The 15,850-nt window shown below is 70.1% G+C and carries 15 protein-coding genes and 1 pseudogene; 9 read left to right on the top strand and 7 right to left on the bottom strand.

Going from position 1 to position 15,850, the window contains the following annotated elements; genetic code table 11:
* Together OG214_RS05725 and OG214_RS05720 are read right to left on the bottom strand one after the other, a co-directional pair.
* Window positions 1–609 carry an amidohydrolase family protein gene (locus tag OG214_RS05725; RefSeq protein WP_405984002.1) on the bottom strand — a complete coding sequence of 203 codons (609 nt, stop codon included), beginning with the start codon at window positions 607–609 and terminating at the stop codon, window positions 1–3.
* A gap of 163 nt (window positions 610–772) precedes the next feature.
* Window positions 773–1,678 (bottom strand): AraC family transcriptional regulator N-terminal domain-containing protein, encoded by a 906-nt coding sequence (locus tag OG214_RS05720; protein ID WP_382857290.1) that lies wholly within the window; start codon window positions 1,676–1,678, stop codon window positions 773–775.
* Window positions 1,679–1,872: 194 nt separating this feature from the next.
* On the opposite strand from OG214_RS05720, the gene OG214_RS05715 reads away from it, so the two are divergent.
* The 3 genes from OG214_RS05715 (at window position 1,873) to OG214_RS05705 (ending at window position 4,141) form a co-directional block, all read left to right on the top strand.
* Window positions 1,873–2,190: an antibiotic biosynthesis monooxygenase gene (locus OG214_RS05715; protein ID WP_363085160.1), complete on the top strand. Its 318-nt coding sequence runs from the start codon at window positions 1,873–1,875 to the stop codon at window positions 2,188–2,190.
* Window positions 2,191–2,291: 101 nt separating this feature from the next.
* The gene (locus OG214_RS05710; protein ID WP_405984001.1) at window positions 2,292–3,308 is read left to right on the top strand and encodes an alpha/beta hydrolase; all 1,017 of its coding nucleotides are present in this window, start codon (window positions 2,292–2,294) and stop codon (window positions 3,306–3,308) included.
* Between the two features lie 140 nt (window positions 3,309–3,448).
* Window positions 3,449–4,141: an endonuclease/exonuclease/phosphatase family protein gene (locus tag OG214_RS05705; protein WP_405984000.1), complete on the top strand. Its 693-nt coding sequence runs from the start codon at window positions 3,449–3,451 to the stop codon at window positions 4,139–4,141.
* 27 nt (window positions 4,142–4,168) lie between these two features.
* Here OG214_RS05705 and OG214_RS05700 read toward each other — a convergent pair whose 3' ends face one another.
* Window positions 4,169–5,083: an alpha/beta hydrolase gene (locus tag OG214_RS05700; protein WP_405983999.1), complete on the bottom strand. Its 915-nt coding sequence runs from the start codon at window positions 5,081–5,083 to the stop codon at window positions 4,169–4,171.
* A 114-nt stretch (window positions 5,084–5,197) separates the two neighbouring features.
* Between OG214_RS05700 and OG214_RS05695 the strand changes: the two genes are divergently transcribed.
* Complete coding sequence (locus OG214_RS05695; RefSeq protein ID WP_405987434.1) at window positions 5,198–5,614, top strand: MarR family winged helix-turn-helix transcriptional regulator; 417 nt, start codon at window positions 5,198–5,200, stop codon at window positions 5,612–5,614.
* A gap of 80 nt (window positions 5,615–5,694) precedes the next feature.
* On the opposite strand, the pseudogene OG214_RS05690 reads toward OG214_RS05695, so the two are convergent.
* Window positions 5,695–5,874 (bottom strand): annotated as a pseudogene (locus OG214_RS05690) (IS630 family transposase); the annotation flags it as partial.
* A gap of 200 nt (window positions 5,875–6,074) precedes the next feature.
* Between OG214_RS05690 and OG214_RS05685 the strand changes: the two are divergent.
* Both OG214_RS05685 and OG214_RS05680 read left to right on the top strand, forming a co-directional pair.
* Entirely contained in the window at window positions 6,075–8,591 is a 2,517-nt protein-coding gene (locus OG214_RS05685; RefSeq protein WP_405983998.1) for an MMPL family transporter, read from the top strand.
* A 349-nt stretch (window positions 8,592–8,940) separates the two neighbouring features.
* Window positions 8,941–9,447, top strand: a complete 507-nt coding sequence (locus OG214_RS05680) for a DUF3558 family protein (RefSeq protein ID WP_405983997.1) — start codon at window positions 8,941–8,943, stop codon at window positions 9,445–9,447.
* A gap of 192 nt (window positions 9,448–9,639) precedes the next feature.
* Here OG214_RS05680 and OG214_RS05675 read toward each other — a convergent pair whose 3' ends face one another.
* A complete protein-coding gene (locus OG214_RS05675; protein WP_405983996.1) occupies window positions 9,640–10,107 on the bottom strand; it encodes a hypothetical protein in 468 nt (155 codons plus the stop codon).
* A gap of 301 nt (window positions 10,108–10,408) precedes the next feature.
* The gene (locus OG214_RS05670) at window positions 10,409–11,269 is read right to left on the bottom strand and encodes an enoyl-CoA hydratase/isomerase family protein (RefSeq protein ID WP_405983995.1); all 861 of its coding nucleotides are present in this window, start codon (window positions 11,267–11,269) and stop codon (window positions 10,409–10,411) included.
* Between the two features lie 154 nt (window positions 11,270–11,423).
* Between OG214_RS05670 and OG214_RS05665 the strand changes: the two genes are divergently transcribed.
* The 3 genes from OG214_RS05665 (at window position 11,424) to OG214_RS05655 (ending at window position 14,256) form a co-directional block, all read left to right on the top strand.
* The gene (locus tag OG214_RS05665) at window positions 11,424–12,041 is read left to right on the top strand and encodes a TetR/AcrR family transcriptional regulator (RefSeq protein WP_405983994.1); all 618 of its coding nucleotides are present in this window, start codon (window positions 11,424–11,426) and stop codon (window positions 12,039–12,041) included.
* Window positions 12,042–12,165: 124 nt separating this feature from the next.
* Window positions 12,166–12,690: an ATP-binding protein gene (locus tag OG214_RS05660; protein WP_405983993.1), complete on the top strand. Its 525-nt coding sequence runs from the start codon at window positions 12,166–12,168 to the stop codon at window positions 12,688–12,690.
* Window positions 12,691–12,834: 144 nt separating this feature from the next.
* The gene (locus OG214_RS05655) at window positions 12,835–14,256 is read left to right on the top strand and encodes a HEAT repeat domain-containing protein (protein ID WP_405983992.1); all 1,422 of its coding nucleotides are present in this window, start codon (window positions 12,835–12,837) and stop codon (window positions 14,254–14,256) included.
* 129 nt (window positions 14,257–14,385) lie between these two features.
* Here OG214_RS05655 and OG214_RS05650 read toward each other — a convergent pair whose 3' ends face one another.
* Entirely contained in the window at window positions 14,386–15,780 is a 1,395-nt protein-coding gene (locus OG214_RS05650; protein WP_405983991.1) for an MFS transporter, read from the bottom strand.
* Window positions 15,781–15,850: the final 70 nt, after the last annotated feature.

Below are 15,850 nucleotides of genomic sequence, written 5' to 3'. Positions count from 1 at the left end.
TCATGACGTACCGCCCTCGCCGGAATCCGACGCCCAGGCAGGCGCGTTGGCCACCGCTGCCTGCGCCATCCGCCGCAGCAGCCCCTCCGGCTTCTCCGGCAGCCGGCCGCCGCGCGCCTCGATACGGGGCTCCAGCCGCTCCCAGGCACCTTCGGCTTCCCGCACCGCCCGCGCGGACCGCTCTCCCGTGAGGTGTCCGCGCTCCTTGACGATCGTGCCGCCGACCAGGACCGTGTCGATGTCCGAGGCCCGCGAATGGAGCACGATCGTCGCCATCGGGTCGAGTACCGGCCGCTGGTGCACCCCGTCGGTGCGCAGCAGCACGAGGTCGGCGGCCTTGCCCGGCTCCAGCGACCCCGTGACCGACCCGAGTCCCAGCACCTCGGCGCCGCCGAGCGTCGCGTGGTGGAGCATGTCACGCGGGCTCAGATGCGGATCGCCGAGCGCGCCGGTGCCGTACGGCGAGTCCAGCGCCGCCTGGTGGCGGTGGGCGTTCTCGGCGTGCAGGGCCACCCGCATCCAGGAGAACGGGTCGGCGGCGTGGTTGGCCTGGATGTCGGTACCGAGACCGGAGGGGCCCCACTTCGCCACCGGCGAGAACACGGACACCGTCGTCCGGTCCGCCGTACGCGCCTGGGCGGCGGGCCTGACCGCAGACGACCGGTAGGCCGGGGCAGGACCCGCCCCAGGGCCGGGGCACGGTTCTCCTCCGCATCGGGGCACGCCCGGTCGAAGTCCCGTTACGTCAAGGCCCGGTTGAAGCCCCGTCACATCAGGGAAGTACGCCTGCGGCGGCGGGCACGGTGTGGCGCAGGGCGGTGGCGTCCTGGCTGGGCGGTGCGCCGAACTGGCGGCGGTATTCCCGGCTGAACTGCGACAGGCTGTCGTAGCCGACGCGATGACCGACCCCGGTGACATCGTTGGGGTGGGTGGCCAGCAGCAGCCGGGCCTGCTGGAGCCGGATCTGCTTCTGGAACTGGATAGGGCTCATCGCGGTCACCGCCTGGAAGTTGCGGTAGAAGGCGGAAACGCTCATGCCGGTCAGCCGCGCCACCTCCTCGACCTTGAACGGCTGCGCGTAGTGGTCGCGGATCCACCGGACCGCCCGTGCGACATGGCTGAGACTGCTGTCGGCGAGACCGAGCTGGCGCACGATGCCGCCCTGCTCACCGGTGATCAGCCGCCACAGGATCTCGCGTTTGACGAGCGGCGCGAGCACCGTCCGGTCCCGGGGCTCATCGAGCAGGCGCAGCAGCCGGACCACGGCGTCGAGCAGCGCGTCCGGCGCGTCGCTGACGGCGATGCCCGACACCGCGCTCCCGCCGGCGCGGGGGGCTTCTCCCGGCCCGGCCTGCAAGAGCAGTTCGGCGACGGCGGACGGTTCCAGCGTGAGCCCGAACCCTATGGCCGGGTACTCCGGACTGGCCTCGGTGAACTGGCCGGTGACCGGCAGGTCGACCGAGGCGACGAGGTACTGCCCGGCGCCGTACTCGAACACACGGTTGCCCAGCGCGAGGCGCTTCGCGCCCTGCGCGATGACCGCCAGCACCGTGCCGGACATCGAGGGCGCCGGCGGATCGGACCGCTCGACCTTCGAGATGAGTACGCCGTCGATGGCGGTGGTCCAGTCGGGTCGCGCGTGCCGGGTCAGCAGGGTACGGAGCTCGTCGAGATGCATGCCTCAATTGCAGCACACCGCCGGACACCCGCTCTCGAACCGGAGAGGATCGTGCAAGCGCCAGCGAGCATCGTTCTACCGTTTCCGCAGGTCACGCCGGTTGAATGGAGTCACCGGAATCCAGGAGCAAGCTACTGGGCTCCCGCTCCAGGACCGCATGTCCACAATCCGCTCTCCCGCAGAAGAAGGTAGTCATGACCAGCAACTACGGATTCAACGCCACCCTGACCGCCAAGCCCGGAATGGGTGATCAGCTGGTCGAACTGCTGCTGACCGGCCTGAACGAGGGCAGCCCCGGCGCGAGCGAACACTGCGTCGTCTACCTGGTCTCCCGTTCCGCGTCGGACCCCGATGTCGTCCATGTCACCGAAGGCTGGACCAGCGAGGAGGACCACCACCGGATCTTCGCCGGCGAGGCCGCCCAGGCCATCGTGGCGCGGATCGGCGGACTGCTGGCCAAGGAGTCCGCGTACACCGACTACGTACCGGTCCGCGGCAAGGCCGCTTTCTGAGCCTCGGCAGCCCGGCGGCCCGGCGGCCCGGCGGCCCACCGGCCGACCGGTCCTTCCCTGATCACTTCACACCCGGCACAACCCGACGAAAGGTGTCCACCGTGACTCCGATACGACCCGACCTGGACCCCGAACTGCGCGCGCTGCTCGCCGACATGCCCCTCCGGTCCGACCTCGACGCCGAGGCGCTCGCACAGATCCGCCCCTTCTCATCGATGCCGGTCGAGCCGCTTCTCGAGGGTCGCGCGGTCGAGCGGCGCGAGGTCACCGTCCCCGCCGCGGACGGCGCGCGGATTCCGCTGTCGATCTTCAGCCCCGCCGGAACCGACAGCTCCACCGGGGCGCCGTGCGTCTACTGGATGCATGGCGGCGGGATGGTCATGGGGGACCGCTTCTCGCAGATCGACATCCCGCTTGAGTGGCTCGACCTGTTCGGCGCGGTCGTCATCTCCGTCGACTACCGGCTGGCGCCGGAGGCCACCGGCACGACCCTGGTCGACGACTGCTACCAGGGTCTGCTCTGGATCTCCGAACACGCCGACGAACTGGGCATAGACCCCGCCCGCATCGTCGTCGCGGGCGCCAGCGCCGGCGGCGGTCTCGCCGCCGGGGTCACCCTGATGGCACGCGACCGCGGCACCCCGGCGATCGCCGCCCAGGTCCTGATCTGCCCCATGCTCGACCACCGCAACATCACCACCTCCAGCCATCAGTACTCCGGCACGCCCGGGGTCTGGACCCGCGAGATGAACGAGTTCGGCTGGCGATCGGTCCTCGGCGGCATCGAGGACGAGCGGGTGCCCGGCGAGGACGAGCGGGTGCCCGGCTATATCTCACCCGCGGTGGCCGACGATCTCTCGGGTCTGCCGACCACCTATGTCGACGCCGGCTCGGCGGAGGTCTTCCGCGACGAGGACGTCGACTACGCCACCAGGATCTGGGCGGCGGGCGGCCAGGCGGAACTGCACATCTGGGCGGGGGGCTTCCACGGATTCGACGCGCTGTACCCGCGGGCCGCGGTCTCCGCCGGGGCGCGCCGGACACGTAACGACTGGCTCACCCGAGTCCTGACCCCGGCTCCCACGGGCGGGGCCGGGAAGGACACACTCTCCGCGTAGGGCGGGAGCGCCGTGGCCCGTGAGGTGTCGGCGATGTCGGTGGTGTCGATGGTGGTCGCGGTCGCTGCCGGCGCCCCTGTCGGCGGTGCCGGCTTCCTCCGAGCGACCTGACCGTGTTTCCGGAACAGACAGGCCCAACGGTGATCGGCCGGAACTCACCGGACTGGGACGAGCCGCACCATTCGGAGTCCTTGGAGGACGGCGGTGTGGCGATCGTCAGCAGACACAGGATCACCTGCAAGGCGGAGGCCGAGTTTCCCGAGGGCCACGGGTGGGACCATCAGTCGGCCAAGGGCTTCGCGTACGCCCGGATCGTGGTGGGCGGTGCGAACGTCCATGTGTTCGGCACGCATCCGCAGGCCGACACCGCCCAAGGTGAGGGCCTCTACCCCTGCGGCGGGTCCGCCGTCGGCTACAAGACCGCACGGCAGATCCGCCTGGGGCAGTTGCGGCAGATGAACGCGTACATCGCGGCCAAGGAGAGGAGCGGCATGGTGCCGGGCGGCGACATGGTCGTCGTGGCCGGGGACATCAACGTCGACCGACACGGGGACGAGTACCGGGACATGCTCGGCGCGCTGTCGCTGACCGTGCCTGACGCCTCGCTGGGGTGGCCGTACTCGTACGACACCCACAACAACACCGTCGGCAAGATCCGTGACGGTACTGGTACGCCCCGCGCGGTTGCCCGCGTTCTCGCCCGTCTCGGTGACACCGAAGACGACGCCGTCGCACAGGTCGGTGCGGAACGTGCCCGGGTCGGCGATCTGTTCGTCGCCGATGTTGGAACGGAAGGTCGTGCACCGGGTGGGGCCGGGCGTCTGGTGCCGTGACTGTATAGGTTCACCGAGTTGGTTGATTTACAGGTTGTTCAGATAAAAGTTGCTGAGCCGCTCGACGGCGGCGTCGACGTACTCGGGCTCGTCGTACATCTCGTAGTGGCCGGCGCCGTCGATCACCATGAGGTCGACCGGGTTGGGTGCCAGCTTCCACAACCGCATGCCGGACTCGTAGGAGCCGGTGTTGCCGATGCGTCCGGCGAGGACGACCTGCAGCGGCTGCGTCATGAGCTGGTCGACCAGGTGATACGCGTCGTAGCCCAGCAGCAGCGAGTCCCCGCGCGCGAGACGGCGGTTCGTGGAGTGTGCGTGGCCGCCCCGCTCGGTGCGGTAATAGGTGACTGCCTGGGTCGTGTCGATATCGGTCAGCCCGACCGCTGTGGCTTCTTCCAAGGTGTCGGGCAGCCAGTTCACGCGGGTCAGCTCGCCGGAGTGGGTCTCCTCGATGCGCGCGTCAGCCATGGTGTCGAGTGCGGCCGCCGCGCCATCCGGCTGGAAGCTGCGGAACGACGTGCCCATGTTGCCCGGGACGACCGTGCCGACCGCCTTGATGCGATGGTCCGTGCGGGCGGTGTGCACTGCGTAACCTCCGCCGGCGCAGATGCCAAGGACGCCGATGCGTTCCGGGGCGATGCCGGGGATCGTGCTGAGCGCGTCGATCGCGTAGGAGATGTCTTCGCCACGGCGGTAGGGGTCTTCGAGGTCGCGGGGCTCTCCGCCGCTACGACCCTGATGGGCGGGGTCGAACACGAGCGCCGCGACGCCGCAGGCGGCGAGGCGGGATGCGTAGTTCGCGCCGATCTGCTCCTTCACGCTGCTGCCGGGCGTGGAGAGCACCACGGCGCGCAGCGGCGCCGCATCGTCGATGTTGTCGGGCAGGTAGAGGTCGGCCGCGAGATCGATCGGTCCGCGCGGGATCATGATGTGCTGAAGCATCTGCTGGCACCTTCACGTAGATGTTTGTTCCATAACTGTCCAGTACGAAACACCATGCGGTACAGTTCGGAACTAATTCAGAACTGTACCACCTGGACGGATGGAGGGGCTTGCGTGGCGGTTGACGGGGCGCAGCTGTGGACGCTGAACCAGCGTCTGCTGAGCGTCGTAATGGATGCCTGCAGCGCTGAACTGGCCGAGCTCGGGCTGGAGACGAAGGAGTTCTTCGTGCTGGCAGAGGTGGCCGCGTCGCCGTACCCTGCCGGACTCGCTGCGGCGCTGATGATCCCTAAAGCGAGCGTGACGGTTTACGTCCGCAACCTCGTCGCAAAGGGGTTCATGCGGCGCGAGATCGACGACGAGGACCTGCGGCGGCATCGGCTCATCCTGACTGCCGAGGGCGAGACGGCGCGGGACCGCGCGCTCTCAGCGCTCGCGGCGGAGTTCGACCGCAGGCTGGCGAGGATTACCCCGCAGGACCGCACCGAGCTGCAGCGCATCCTTCTGGAGATGCTCAAGACGCCAAAATGAGGCCGTGATGACAGGCGGTTGGCCTTCCCGGTGAATGCCTCGCCCGCCGGCGCCCGCCCCGGCGGATGCCCTTCTCCCTTACCGCGGCGGGCGAGCAGACCACGTAACGCCTCGCGGCCGACGCGGATCACCCGGCCGTGCACTTTGCGCAGGTGGGCGACCAGCTTGCGCAGCGACCAGCGGGTGAACGGTCGGCCGAGCTTGACCGGGCGGGTGGTGGCCGTCGCGATGACGAAGTCCTCGTCTTCAGTGCCGAGTTGGAAGTCCGACCCCGCCTGCATCTCATGGATCTGGAGGTCGCACTGGATGACGGTGCGGGTGCCGGTCCTGGGCGGACGGTGTCTCCGTGGAAGTGCTCGGAACCGTCAAGGAATCGTCAGGGTGAGGGGGGTGGTGTCGTCAAGCCGCACAGCTTTCATGAGGGCTTCGCTGATGCCTCTGACCGAAATGGGCTGTGATCATGGCTGTGCTGCTTCATCGATGGGGGGTGTTCGCGGTACGCCGCTGCCGTACGGTCCTGACCGTATGGCTGCTCGTCGTCACCGCGATCGCCGCGCTCGGGGTTGCCTTCGCGGGGAGTTTCGATTCCAGGTCGGACATCCCGGGGTCGGCCGCGCAGAGCGCCTTGGAGAGGATGGACCACCATTTCGGTTCCTCCGTCCGGCAGAGCGCCGAGATCGTGTTCGAGGCGCCCGAGGGCAGCTCGTTCAAGGATCTGGGGAACGCCGCCGCGCTGAAGCGGACGCTGTCCGCCGCGGCCACCGTTCCCGGTGTCACCTCGGTCAGTGACCCGATGCGCGGCCGGACGGTGACACCGGACGCGAGGACCGCTGTCGCCCAGGTCGAGTTCTCCGTGTCCAAGGACGAGGACGTCCCCGCCGACGATCTGAACGCGCTCAAGGACACGGCCGCCGGCAGCCGCGCCGCGGGTATCGAGGTGCTCTTCGGCGGCGACGCCTACAAGGAGTCGAGTCCTCCGGTCGGGCCGATGGAAGGGGTCGGAGTGCTTGTCGCGCTCGCGGTCCTGGTGATCACCTTCGGCTCCATGCTGTCCGCGGGCATGCCCCTGCTCACCGCCCTGATCGCGGTCGTGGCGAGCATGACCGGGCTGATGGGTCTGTCCTCGGTCCTGAGCGTCTCGGACAAGGCACCGACGCTCGCGATCATGCTGGGCCTCGCGGTCGGCATCGACTACGCCCTGTTCATCGTCTCGCGCCACCGTTCGGAACTGGCACAGGGCCGCAGTGTGAAGGACGCGGCCGCCCGCGCGACCGCTACGGCCGGCAGCGCCGTGGCGTTCGCCGGACTGACCGTGATCATCGCACTGGCCGGGCTGACGGTGGCCGGGGTTCCGGTGCTCACTTCGATGGGCCTGAGCGCAGCGGCGGCGGTCGCCGTCGCGGTCGTGATGTCGCTGGGGCTGCTGCCCGCTCTGCTGGCGCTCGCCGGGGAGAGACTGCGTCCGAAGCCCGGCTCGCGTGCCGAGGCGCGTATGCGGGATGCCGCGGATCCCATGGGCAAGCCGTCGATGGGGGCGCGCTGGGTCGCGGGTGCGGTGCGCCGTCCGTGGCGGGTGGTCATCACTGTCACCCTGGCCCTTGCCGCGCTCGCTCTTCCCGCCACGCGGCTTCAGCTCGCCCTGAGCGACGACGGGAGTGAACCGGCGTCGGCCGCCGTGCGGCAGACCTACGACAAGATCGGTGACGCCTTCGGCCCCGGCGCCAACGGTCCCCTCATGGTGCTGGTGACCAACGCGCCGTCGGGCACGCTGAAGACCACCGGCCAGGAGGTCGCCCAGGATCTCGCCGGGGTCCAGGGCATCGCGCGGGTCAGCCCCGTCGACTACTCCGGCGACGGAGCCGCCGCGCGCGTACAGGTCATCCCGGACACCGGACCCCGTGACCCGGCGACCGCCGAACTCGTCACCGTGCTGCGGGACCGTGTCGCGCTCCTCGCGGCGCGGAACGGCGCTGATATCGCGGTCACCGGCCAGACCGCCGTCAGCCCGGCCAGCGCGATGATCACGGTCAGTCCGGCGAACGCCACGGCGCTGCCGGCCGTAGCGGTCGCGCGGGCGGTCGCACTGCTCATCCTCAGGATCGGCCTGCGGTCGCTGCGGCGGATGGCCGACACGGCCGATGACATCGCCTCCGGTGCCCGCGATGAACGTCTGCCCGTCCACGGAGCGCACACGGAGACCGACCGGCTCGCCGTCGCCGTCAACAACGCCTTCGATGCCCAGGCCCGCGCCGAGACCCAGATCCGTGACTTCGCCGCCGACGCCTCGCACGAACTGCGTACACCACTGGCCACGATCTCCGGCTGGCTCGACCTCTACAACCAGGGCGGCCTCAGCGCCCCCGCCGATCTCGACAGGGCCCTGGAACGGGTCGACGGCGAGGTCGGCAGAATGCGTCTGCTGGTCGAGGAGCTCTCGCTGCTCGCCCGGCTCGACGCCGGACGCCCCCTGAACTCCCGGCCGGTCGACCTGAGGCGGCCGGCGAGCGCCGTCGTCCAGGATGCCCAGGTCGTGGCACCGGACCGAGTCATCGACCTGAACGCACCCGTGCCCGCCTCCGTGCACGGTGACCAGCCCCGGCTTCAGCAGGTCCTGAACAACCTTCTCGGCAACGCGATCCAGCACACCCCGTCCGGCACCACGATCGGCGTCACTGTCGAACCGACGGCGACCCACGTGCGGATCCGGGTGACCGACCACGGCCCGGGTATCCCCGCCGGAGACCTCGCGCGTGTCTTCGACCGGTTCTGGCGGGCCGACGCCGGCCGCGGCCGCGCTCACGGTGGTTCCGGACTCGGCCTCGCCATCGTCCAGGCCATCGTCCGCGCCCACCACGGAACCGTGCACGTCTCCTCCGCCCCCGGAACAGGAACCACCGTCACCGTCACCCTCCCCACTCAGGGCGGGCGGGACGAACCGCCGACGCCACCCACCACGGACCGACCCGACGCGCCCTGACGCACGGCCCGACGCGCCCTGACGCACGGGTGGACCGGACAGGGCTCGGGCGGCCCTGGGGGAGAGGGACGGAGTTCCCTTTGACCTGTGTGGCACCGGGCCCCGCCAACTGGGGCGCGGTGGCGGTCCGGTGACAGTTCCCGCACGTAACTGGCACGCGCTGCCGCAACCCGCGCCCCGGAGGGCACCGTCCTTGAGGTTGTCCGGGTCGCGGCGCCGAGTCGCGGGTCCGGAGCCGACCGCGTCGCTGATCGGTCCGAGCGATCGGCACCGACCCCTCTCCGCCTCCTTCGCACCGTGCCCGCCTCACCACCTGATGTCACATAACAGACTTGTTGGAGGACCCATCGTGAAGCGTTCATCTCTGGCCGTGGCCTGTCTGGTGTTCTTGCTGGTGCCGACGCTGGCCGCCTGCGGCTCGGACACAGACACGGACACCGCCACGCGGGCTCCCGGCGACAGCTCTCCCGCTGCCTCGGCGCCCGAAGAACCGGATGGCGCGGCGCCGGCCGAGAAGAAGGTCGACGCGTGCACACTGTTCAGACCCGCCGAGGTCACACCGGTCATCGGCCGGAACGACGGTGGCCGGCCCGATGCCGGGGTGGGGGAGAGCGTGTGTCGGTGGGAGAACCCCGAGACCTACCACTCGATCACCCTGAGCATCGGATCGCCCGGCACGGCCGTTCCGGACCAGTCGGCTTCCGGCTCCGACGGAATAACCTTCGGCTCCGGCAATTTGGCCGAGTTCGTCGTGGGCGACCGTGCCTGCACGCTTCAGGTCGTGACCAGCGTGACGGACGAATCCGACCGTCCGACCGCGGAAAAGCTCATCGGCCTCGTCCGCACACGTCTCTGAGGGGACGCGGCAGGGAACGGCTCGTACGGATACCTCGTACGGATACCTCGTACGGATACCTCGTGCGGATACCTCGTGCGGATACGGAGACATCCGTACGGGCCGTCCCCGGCCGCGCTCACCGCGGGCATCAGCCGAACGGGACGCGGCTCACGGCTGGTTGCCTAAGCGGTGGCGCGGAAAGGGGTGCGGTCATGGTCGGCGGTTCGGGCGTTCGTCCCAGCGGTGAGTCATCCATGCTCGTCGGATCAGGCTGCGCACGGTGATGATCGTGTCGGTGAGGTCGAAGAATGCGTTGACGACGGGGGCGCGCCGCTCGTAGCAGCGGGCGAGCCGGTGGAAGGCGTTCTGCCATGCATGGGTGCGTTCGCCGTGCCGGCGCCGACTGGCGATCTGCTTGGGTCGGGCGAAGACGTCCGGTCGTATCCATTCGTCGCGGCGGCTGCGGATCGTGGTGGCGGAGCACGTCGTGTCGGCGATCGCCTCGTACGAACAGCCGAAGCGCAGCGGTTGGGGCATCTTGTCGGAGGTGATCCGGTCGCTGACGCGTCGGCGGTGGCAGCCAAGTGGATGGTCCGGGTGGTATTCCGGCCGCTCGGGCGGCAGGACCGCGAATTGGTCCCGGAGCGGCTCGGTCAGCCATGACGGAAGCGCAGGCACAGGACTCCTCGGTGATCACGGGGCGTCGGCAACTCCATGATCAACGGGACCTGTGCCCACTCGGCTACCTACCTCTACCTACCTCCCCGACCGCGCCTATCCGCGCGGCCGAACAGCGTTGTCAGGCTTACGGCTACTTGCTCCTCCACTCCTCCCCTGCCCGCCGTTTCCGGCGCTTCAGCCGGTCGTGTTCCCGACAAGCCCCGCGAACCACGACCTGACCACTCGGCAACGAGCGTGCCGGCAATGGCTGAGGAACTCCCACGGAGCCTCTGCGCACGGATGGCGAGAGCCTGGGCACTCAGATGCTGTTGGCGATGCGCTCGTGGTCCCGTTCGCCCTCGCGGGTCTGGATACCGGCCGCGAGCAGCTTGTGGGCGAGCTCGGTGACCTCATCGCCGAACGCCGCGAACAGGCCCTCGTTCTCAATGGCGTACGCCGCGTGAGGAATGGGCGGTGCGACCGCGTCGACCGCGGCCTTGGTGACGGAGAGCACCTCCGGCCGCAGGCCGGCGATCCGTCGGGCAAGAGTGTCGACGAACGCGTCGAGTTCCGCGGCGGGCAGCGCACGGTTGATCAGGCCATACCGTTCCGCGAGCTCCGCGCCCACGAGTTCGGCGCCGAGGATGAGCTCCAGCGCTCGGGCCCTGCCCGCCAGGCGCGTCATGTTCACCGTGCCGCCGCCCCCTGGGAGGATCCCCATCAAAGACTCCGGCTGCCCCTGCCCCGACTTGCCTATCGCCGCGAATCGCATGTCCAGGTACATGAGGAACTCATTGCCCGCGCCGCGCGCGAAGCCCGCCAGCTTGCCGATGGTGACCTGCGGCAGCGAGCGGACCTCCTCGCTCATCGCCTGGAGGATGTTCAGGCCCTCGGGGACGGCCGAGTCCGGTGCGGCCGCGATCGCGGCGCGAGTGGCTGTAGGCAGCGCGTCAGGGTCGGTGAGGTAGGCCATGTCACCGTGCGCGACGAAGAACTCCGGGTCAGCACTCTCGAAGACGATGACGCGGACGTCGGCGTCGTCGCGCACGCGCGCGACGAATGCCCGGAGTGACGGCAGGAGGACCGCGTCCATCAGATTGAGCGGCGGGTGATCGATTGTCACCGTCGCGACCCCGTCCGAGACGTCGATCGTCAGGGCGGGAAGGTCTTCGTAGCTCATGAGGTGGCTCCATTTCGCGGTAAGGGACGGCCCGTGAACGGGCCGCTTGCTGGGGACAGCGTCGCGAATCTCAGCATCGCGGCTGACACCGAGTGTCAGGTTAGAAACCCATACCCGAAGAAGCAAACGAGTGTGTCGGAGTACACTCGTCCCCATGAGCGCAGCGCCAGTCGGTACCCGTGAGATCAGCCGCCACGCGGTGCGAGCAGAGCTGGCCCGCGTCGCGTTCAACCGGTTCTGCCTCACCGGCTTCAACCAGGTCACCTTCGCCGACCTCTCCGAAGCCGCCGGGGTGTCGCGGAGCACCTTCCTGCGCTACTTCGGCACCAAGGAAGACGTGGTCCTGTTCGTCTTCGACCCTGTCGGTGACGTCATCGCCGACGCCCTCGATGCCGGCGGGGCCGACCAGGACGACTGGGACAGGCTGCGCAACGCCCTGGAGTCAGCCGTGACGTTCCTCGTGCGCGACGTCCAGGAACTCGTGACGATCCTCGGCCTCATCGATGAGACCCCAGCCCTCTGCGCACGGCTCCGGGAGAAGCAGGCCGAATGGCGGCCAGGGATCGTTGCCCGACTCCAGGAGACAGCTTCCTCGGCCGACGGGCCGGCGGTTATCGCCAACGTTCGCGTCGCGGCGGCGCTCGAATGCTTGTGGATCGTCCTCGGACAGTGGAGTGCGAGCGGCGGCCAAGAAGACCTCGGCACACTGCTGGACGGTGCGTTCGCCGCCTTCTCGATCCCGGCATCCCGGCAGTCGGACGCTCCGTTGTAAAGGGCCGAGGCGGCGGCTTCCTCGGAGGTGCCGAAGCGGCCGAAAGGAGTGGTCGATCCGGCGGCGGTGACCGCGTCGGCGGAGTCCGGTCCCGGCCGCGCCGGATCCACTAGCGTCGAGTCCCATGATCGTATGGCTCAACGGCACCCACGGCGCAGGCAAGACGACGACCAGTGCACTCGTGCAGCAGTTGATCCCGGAATCACGGGTGTTCGACGCCGAGAAGGTCGGCGAGACACTCATGGACATCACGCCGGGGCTGCCCGCGACGGACAACTTCCAGCACTGGCCGCCGTGGCGGTCACTCGTCGTCGAGACCGCCCGCCGCGTACTCGACTACACCGGCGGCATTCTGGTGATGCCCATGACTGTCCTGGTCGAGCAGTACTGGCGCGAGATCAGCTCGGGCCTTGCCCAGCATGCCATTGCGGTCCGGCACTTCGTCCTCCATGCCGACCAGGACACCCTCCGCGGGCGCATCGCGGGCGATACCGTTCTCGGCCCCAACTCCCCGTTCCGTCTCCGATACCTTGAGCCCTACGCCGAGGCGGCCCGTACGTGGCTGCACCGCGAGGCAGAGGTCGTCGACACCACGTACCTCACGCCCGCCCAGGCCGCCCTGCGGATCGCGGAGGCCGTCAGGAGTTGAGGTCCCGCCCACCAAGCGAGAACAGGCGCAGGTGGGCAGGGTTTCGACCGGTTGCCTCCAGCGATTCAGGAGCCGTATTTCGCGCGCCCTGCCTGCACCCGGCACCCTGCGATCACCCGGTACGGCTTCTGGGGAGGGGCGGGAATGCGTATCGACACCGGGGACGGGACAGTGGCAGCGGTGCGGCTCGCGGAAGGCGCGCCGCTTCGGAGCACGCTCGACGGCGCCGACCCCGGCGACTGGCTCGCGCTGGACGCGGGAGTGCGTGAGGCGGTCCGGTACCACTCGCGGTTCCTGCCGGAGTGGGAGCACTCCGCCCCGCTGCCCGGCGACCTGACGCAGCTCGGCGAGTCTCGGCTCGCACTCGCCCTCTGCCACCGCGACGGGCGGATCCGTCAGGAGGCGGTGTGCCGGTCGTCCCGATACCCCGGTCTGCTGCCGCTGATCGTGATCCGCTGCGCCGATTGGGCCGGCCCGGTGCGCGAGTGCGCCCGGCTGCTGCTGCGCGAGGTCCTGGACGTGGATTCCGCCGTCGACCTCGCACCGCTGATCCTGCGCGTCGGCCGCCGGGACAGAGGTGCCTTCGGCGTCGAGGTGCTGGGGGATGTTCTGCGCCGGGCATCCCACGCGCGGCTCGCAGCTCTCTTCACCGCGCCCGACCGCACCGTACGGCGGTTCGTGTACCGGCTGGCCGTCGACAGCCGGCTGCTCCGCCCCGCCGAGCTGGCCCGCGTGGCCGCCCAGGACGAGGACACCTTGGTCCAGGACCTGTGTGCCACGGCGGCGCTCACGGATCTGCGCGACGAGGAGGCGTACGAGGATGTGCTGCGGCCACTGCTGACCGCGCGCAGCCCCCGTACCCGTTCGGCAGGCGTCACCGCGCTGCGGCGGGCGGGGCGGGCGGAGCAGGCGGAGTCGTTTCTCAGCGACCGGTCCGCGCTGGTGCGCGCGTGCGCCCGGTATGTCGTACGACAGCTTGGAGGTGACCCGGTGGGCTGGTACCGGCAGCGGTGCACGGCACCGGACGACCCCGAGTTGCCGCCCGGTGCGGTCATCGGGCTGGCCGAGTGCGGGCACCGTGCGGATGCCGGGCTGCTGTGGCCGTTGCTCACGCACCCGGCGGCCGGGGTGCGGGCGCGGGCGGTGGCGGGGCTGCGGGTATTGGACCGCGCGGACGCGGAGCGGTTGCGGCCACTCCTCGACGACCCCGCCGCCGGTGTCGTGCGCGAGACGGCCGTTGCCCTGCTGCCGTCGGCAAAGGAACTGCCCGCCGACTGGCTACTCGAACGCACCAGGCCCGAACGGCCGCGGCACCTCCGGCTCGCCGCGTTCCGGCTGCTCGACGCGCGCGACGGGGTCGTGGCGCTGCGGGCGGCGGTCGGACTGTTGGAGGACCCCGATATGAAGCTGCGCACCTGGGCAGGGCAGTCCGTGCAGCGCTGGCATCCGTCGGCGGATATGCGGGGCCGCGACGCGGAGGTGGGGGAACTGCTCAACCGGAGCCGGCACCTCTTCAGCGACTACGTGCTGCGGCGGCGCAGGCGGGAGGCCGGGCTGGACGGCTGAGTCCGTCTGGAGACGCACAGGCGGTACGGTCCTCAGCGGGGGCCGGCACCGGCACCGGCACCTCCACCGACCCACGCATCGGCACCGACACCTGCACCCGCACCGGCCGTGGCCCGCTGACGCGCGGCTCTACCGGCCGCCGCCTCCCGCGCGTTGCCCGGCCATGCCTCCCGCCACACACACGGTCGCCAGACCGGCAGTCGCCAGACCGGCAAGCGCCATCGCCATACCCACGTCGGTGAACTCGGCGACCGTCCCGAACACCGCCGGTCCCACCCCTTGCACGGACATCAGCCCGGCGGAGAGCAGCCCGAACGCCTGGCCGCGGCGGGCCTCCGGGACCGCTTCGAGGAAAGGGCGCTGGAGTCCGAGTGCGTAGGCGAATCCGGTTCCGGTGACGAGGAGGAGGACGGCGCAGACGACCCACGGCGGGTTCAGCGCGAAGCCGGCCAGCGGCAGGCCGAGGACCACCACCAGCGCGGGGACCAGGCGTTCCCGTGTCGCGGGCCGGACGAACCGCCCGACGGCCAGGTCACCGGCGAGCATTCCGACCGGCAGGCAGGCGAGCAGCAGTCCGGTCGAACCGTCCGGCATGCGGTTGTCGCTCACGAACGGGACGATCAGGCTCTCGGCACCGGTGACGAGCATGGGCGGCAGCCACTGGGCGAGCAGCAGCGCCCGGACCCTCCGGTCGGCGAGCAGTTTGGTGCTGCCGTACCAACTGTGGCGCAGTATCGACCCCATGCCGCGTCGCTGTCCTTGCCGCGGCGCCCGCTCTGGTTCCGCCTGCTCCGTTGCCGCCTGCTCGGGTGCGAGTGCGGGTGCGGGTGTGGGTGTGGGCTCGGGTGTGGGCTCGGGTACGGGCTCGGGTACGGGCAGGTTGGGTGCGGGCAGGTCGGGCAGCCGTACGCGGATGGCGACCGCGGCGATCAGATAGGCGCCCGCGCTCCACAGCAGCGTGCTCCGCGGACCCAGGAAAGCGACCGCGGCGCCCCCGACCGCCAGGCCCAGCAGTTGGGCCGCGGACGCGCAGATATTGGACAGCGAGCGTCCCAGGACATACGCGTCACCCGTGAGCGTCTCGGCGACGAGCCGGTTGGTCACACCACTGAAGACGGGGGTCAGCCCGGCGACGGCGGCGAGGAGGACCAGGATGGCCGCCACCGGCAGATGTGCCACCCCCATCACGGCGGCCGTCAGACACTGGAGACCGTGCCCCGCGATCACAAGGCGGCGCGGGCGTGCCCGGTCGGCGAGCGAGCCGAGCAGGAAGGAGCCGACGAGTTGCGGCAGAAAGCCGATACCGAACGTCAGGGCGCTCAGCAGGGGTGAACCGGTCGTCGCGAAGACCAGCACCGAGAGGGTCATGATGCGCAGCGCGTCGGCCGCGATCGTCAGGGTCCGGGTGGCCAGCAGCAGCCGGAATCGCCGGTCGGCCAGCACGTCCCCGTAAGTGGCACGCTCTTCCCGGGCGGGGACGGAGGCCGCGTCGGAGGCTGCGTCGGAAGCCGAGTCGGAGGTCACGGGAGGAGTGTGCTGGACGGGCCGTGACCCGGTTCCGCCGTTACGCCTGGAGCGTAAGCCCGCTGTTGTG

Source organism: Streptomyces sp. NBC_00872 (assembly GCF_045161915.1).
Lineage (GTDB): Bacteria > Actinomycetota > Actinomycetes > Streptomycetales > Streptomycetaceae > Streptomyces.
This window is presented reverse-complemented; position numbering and strand designations above follow the sequence as displayed.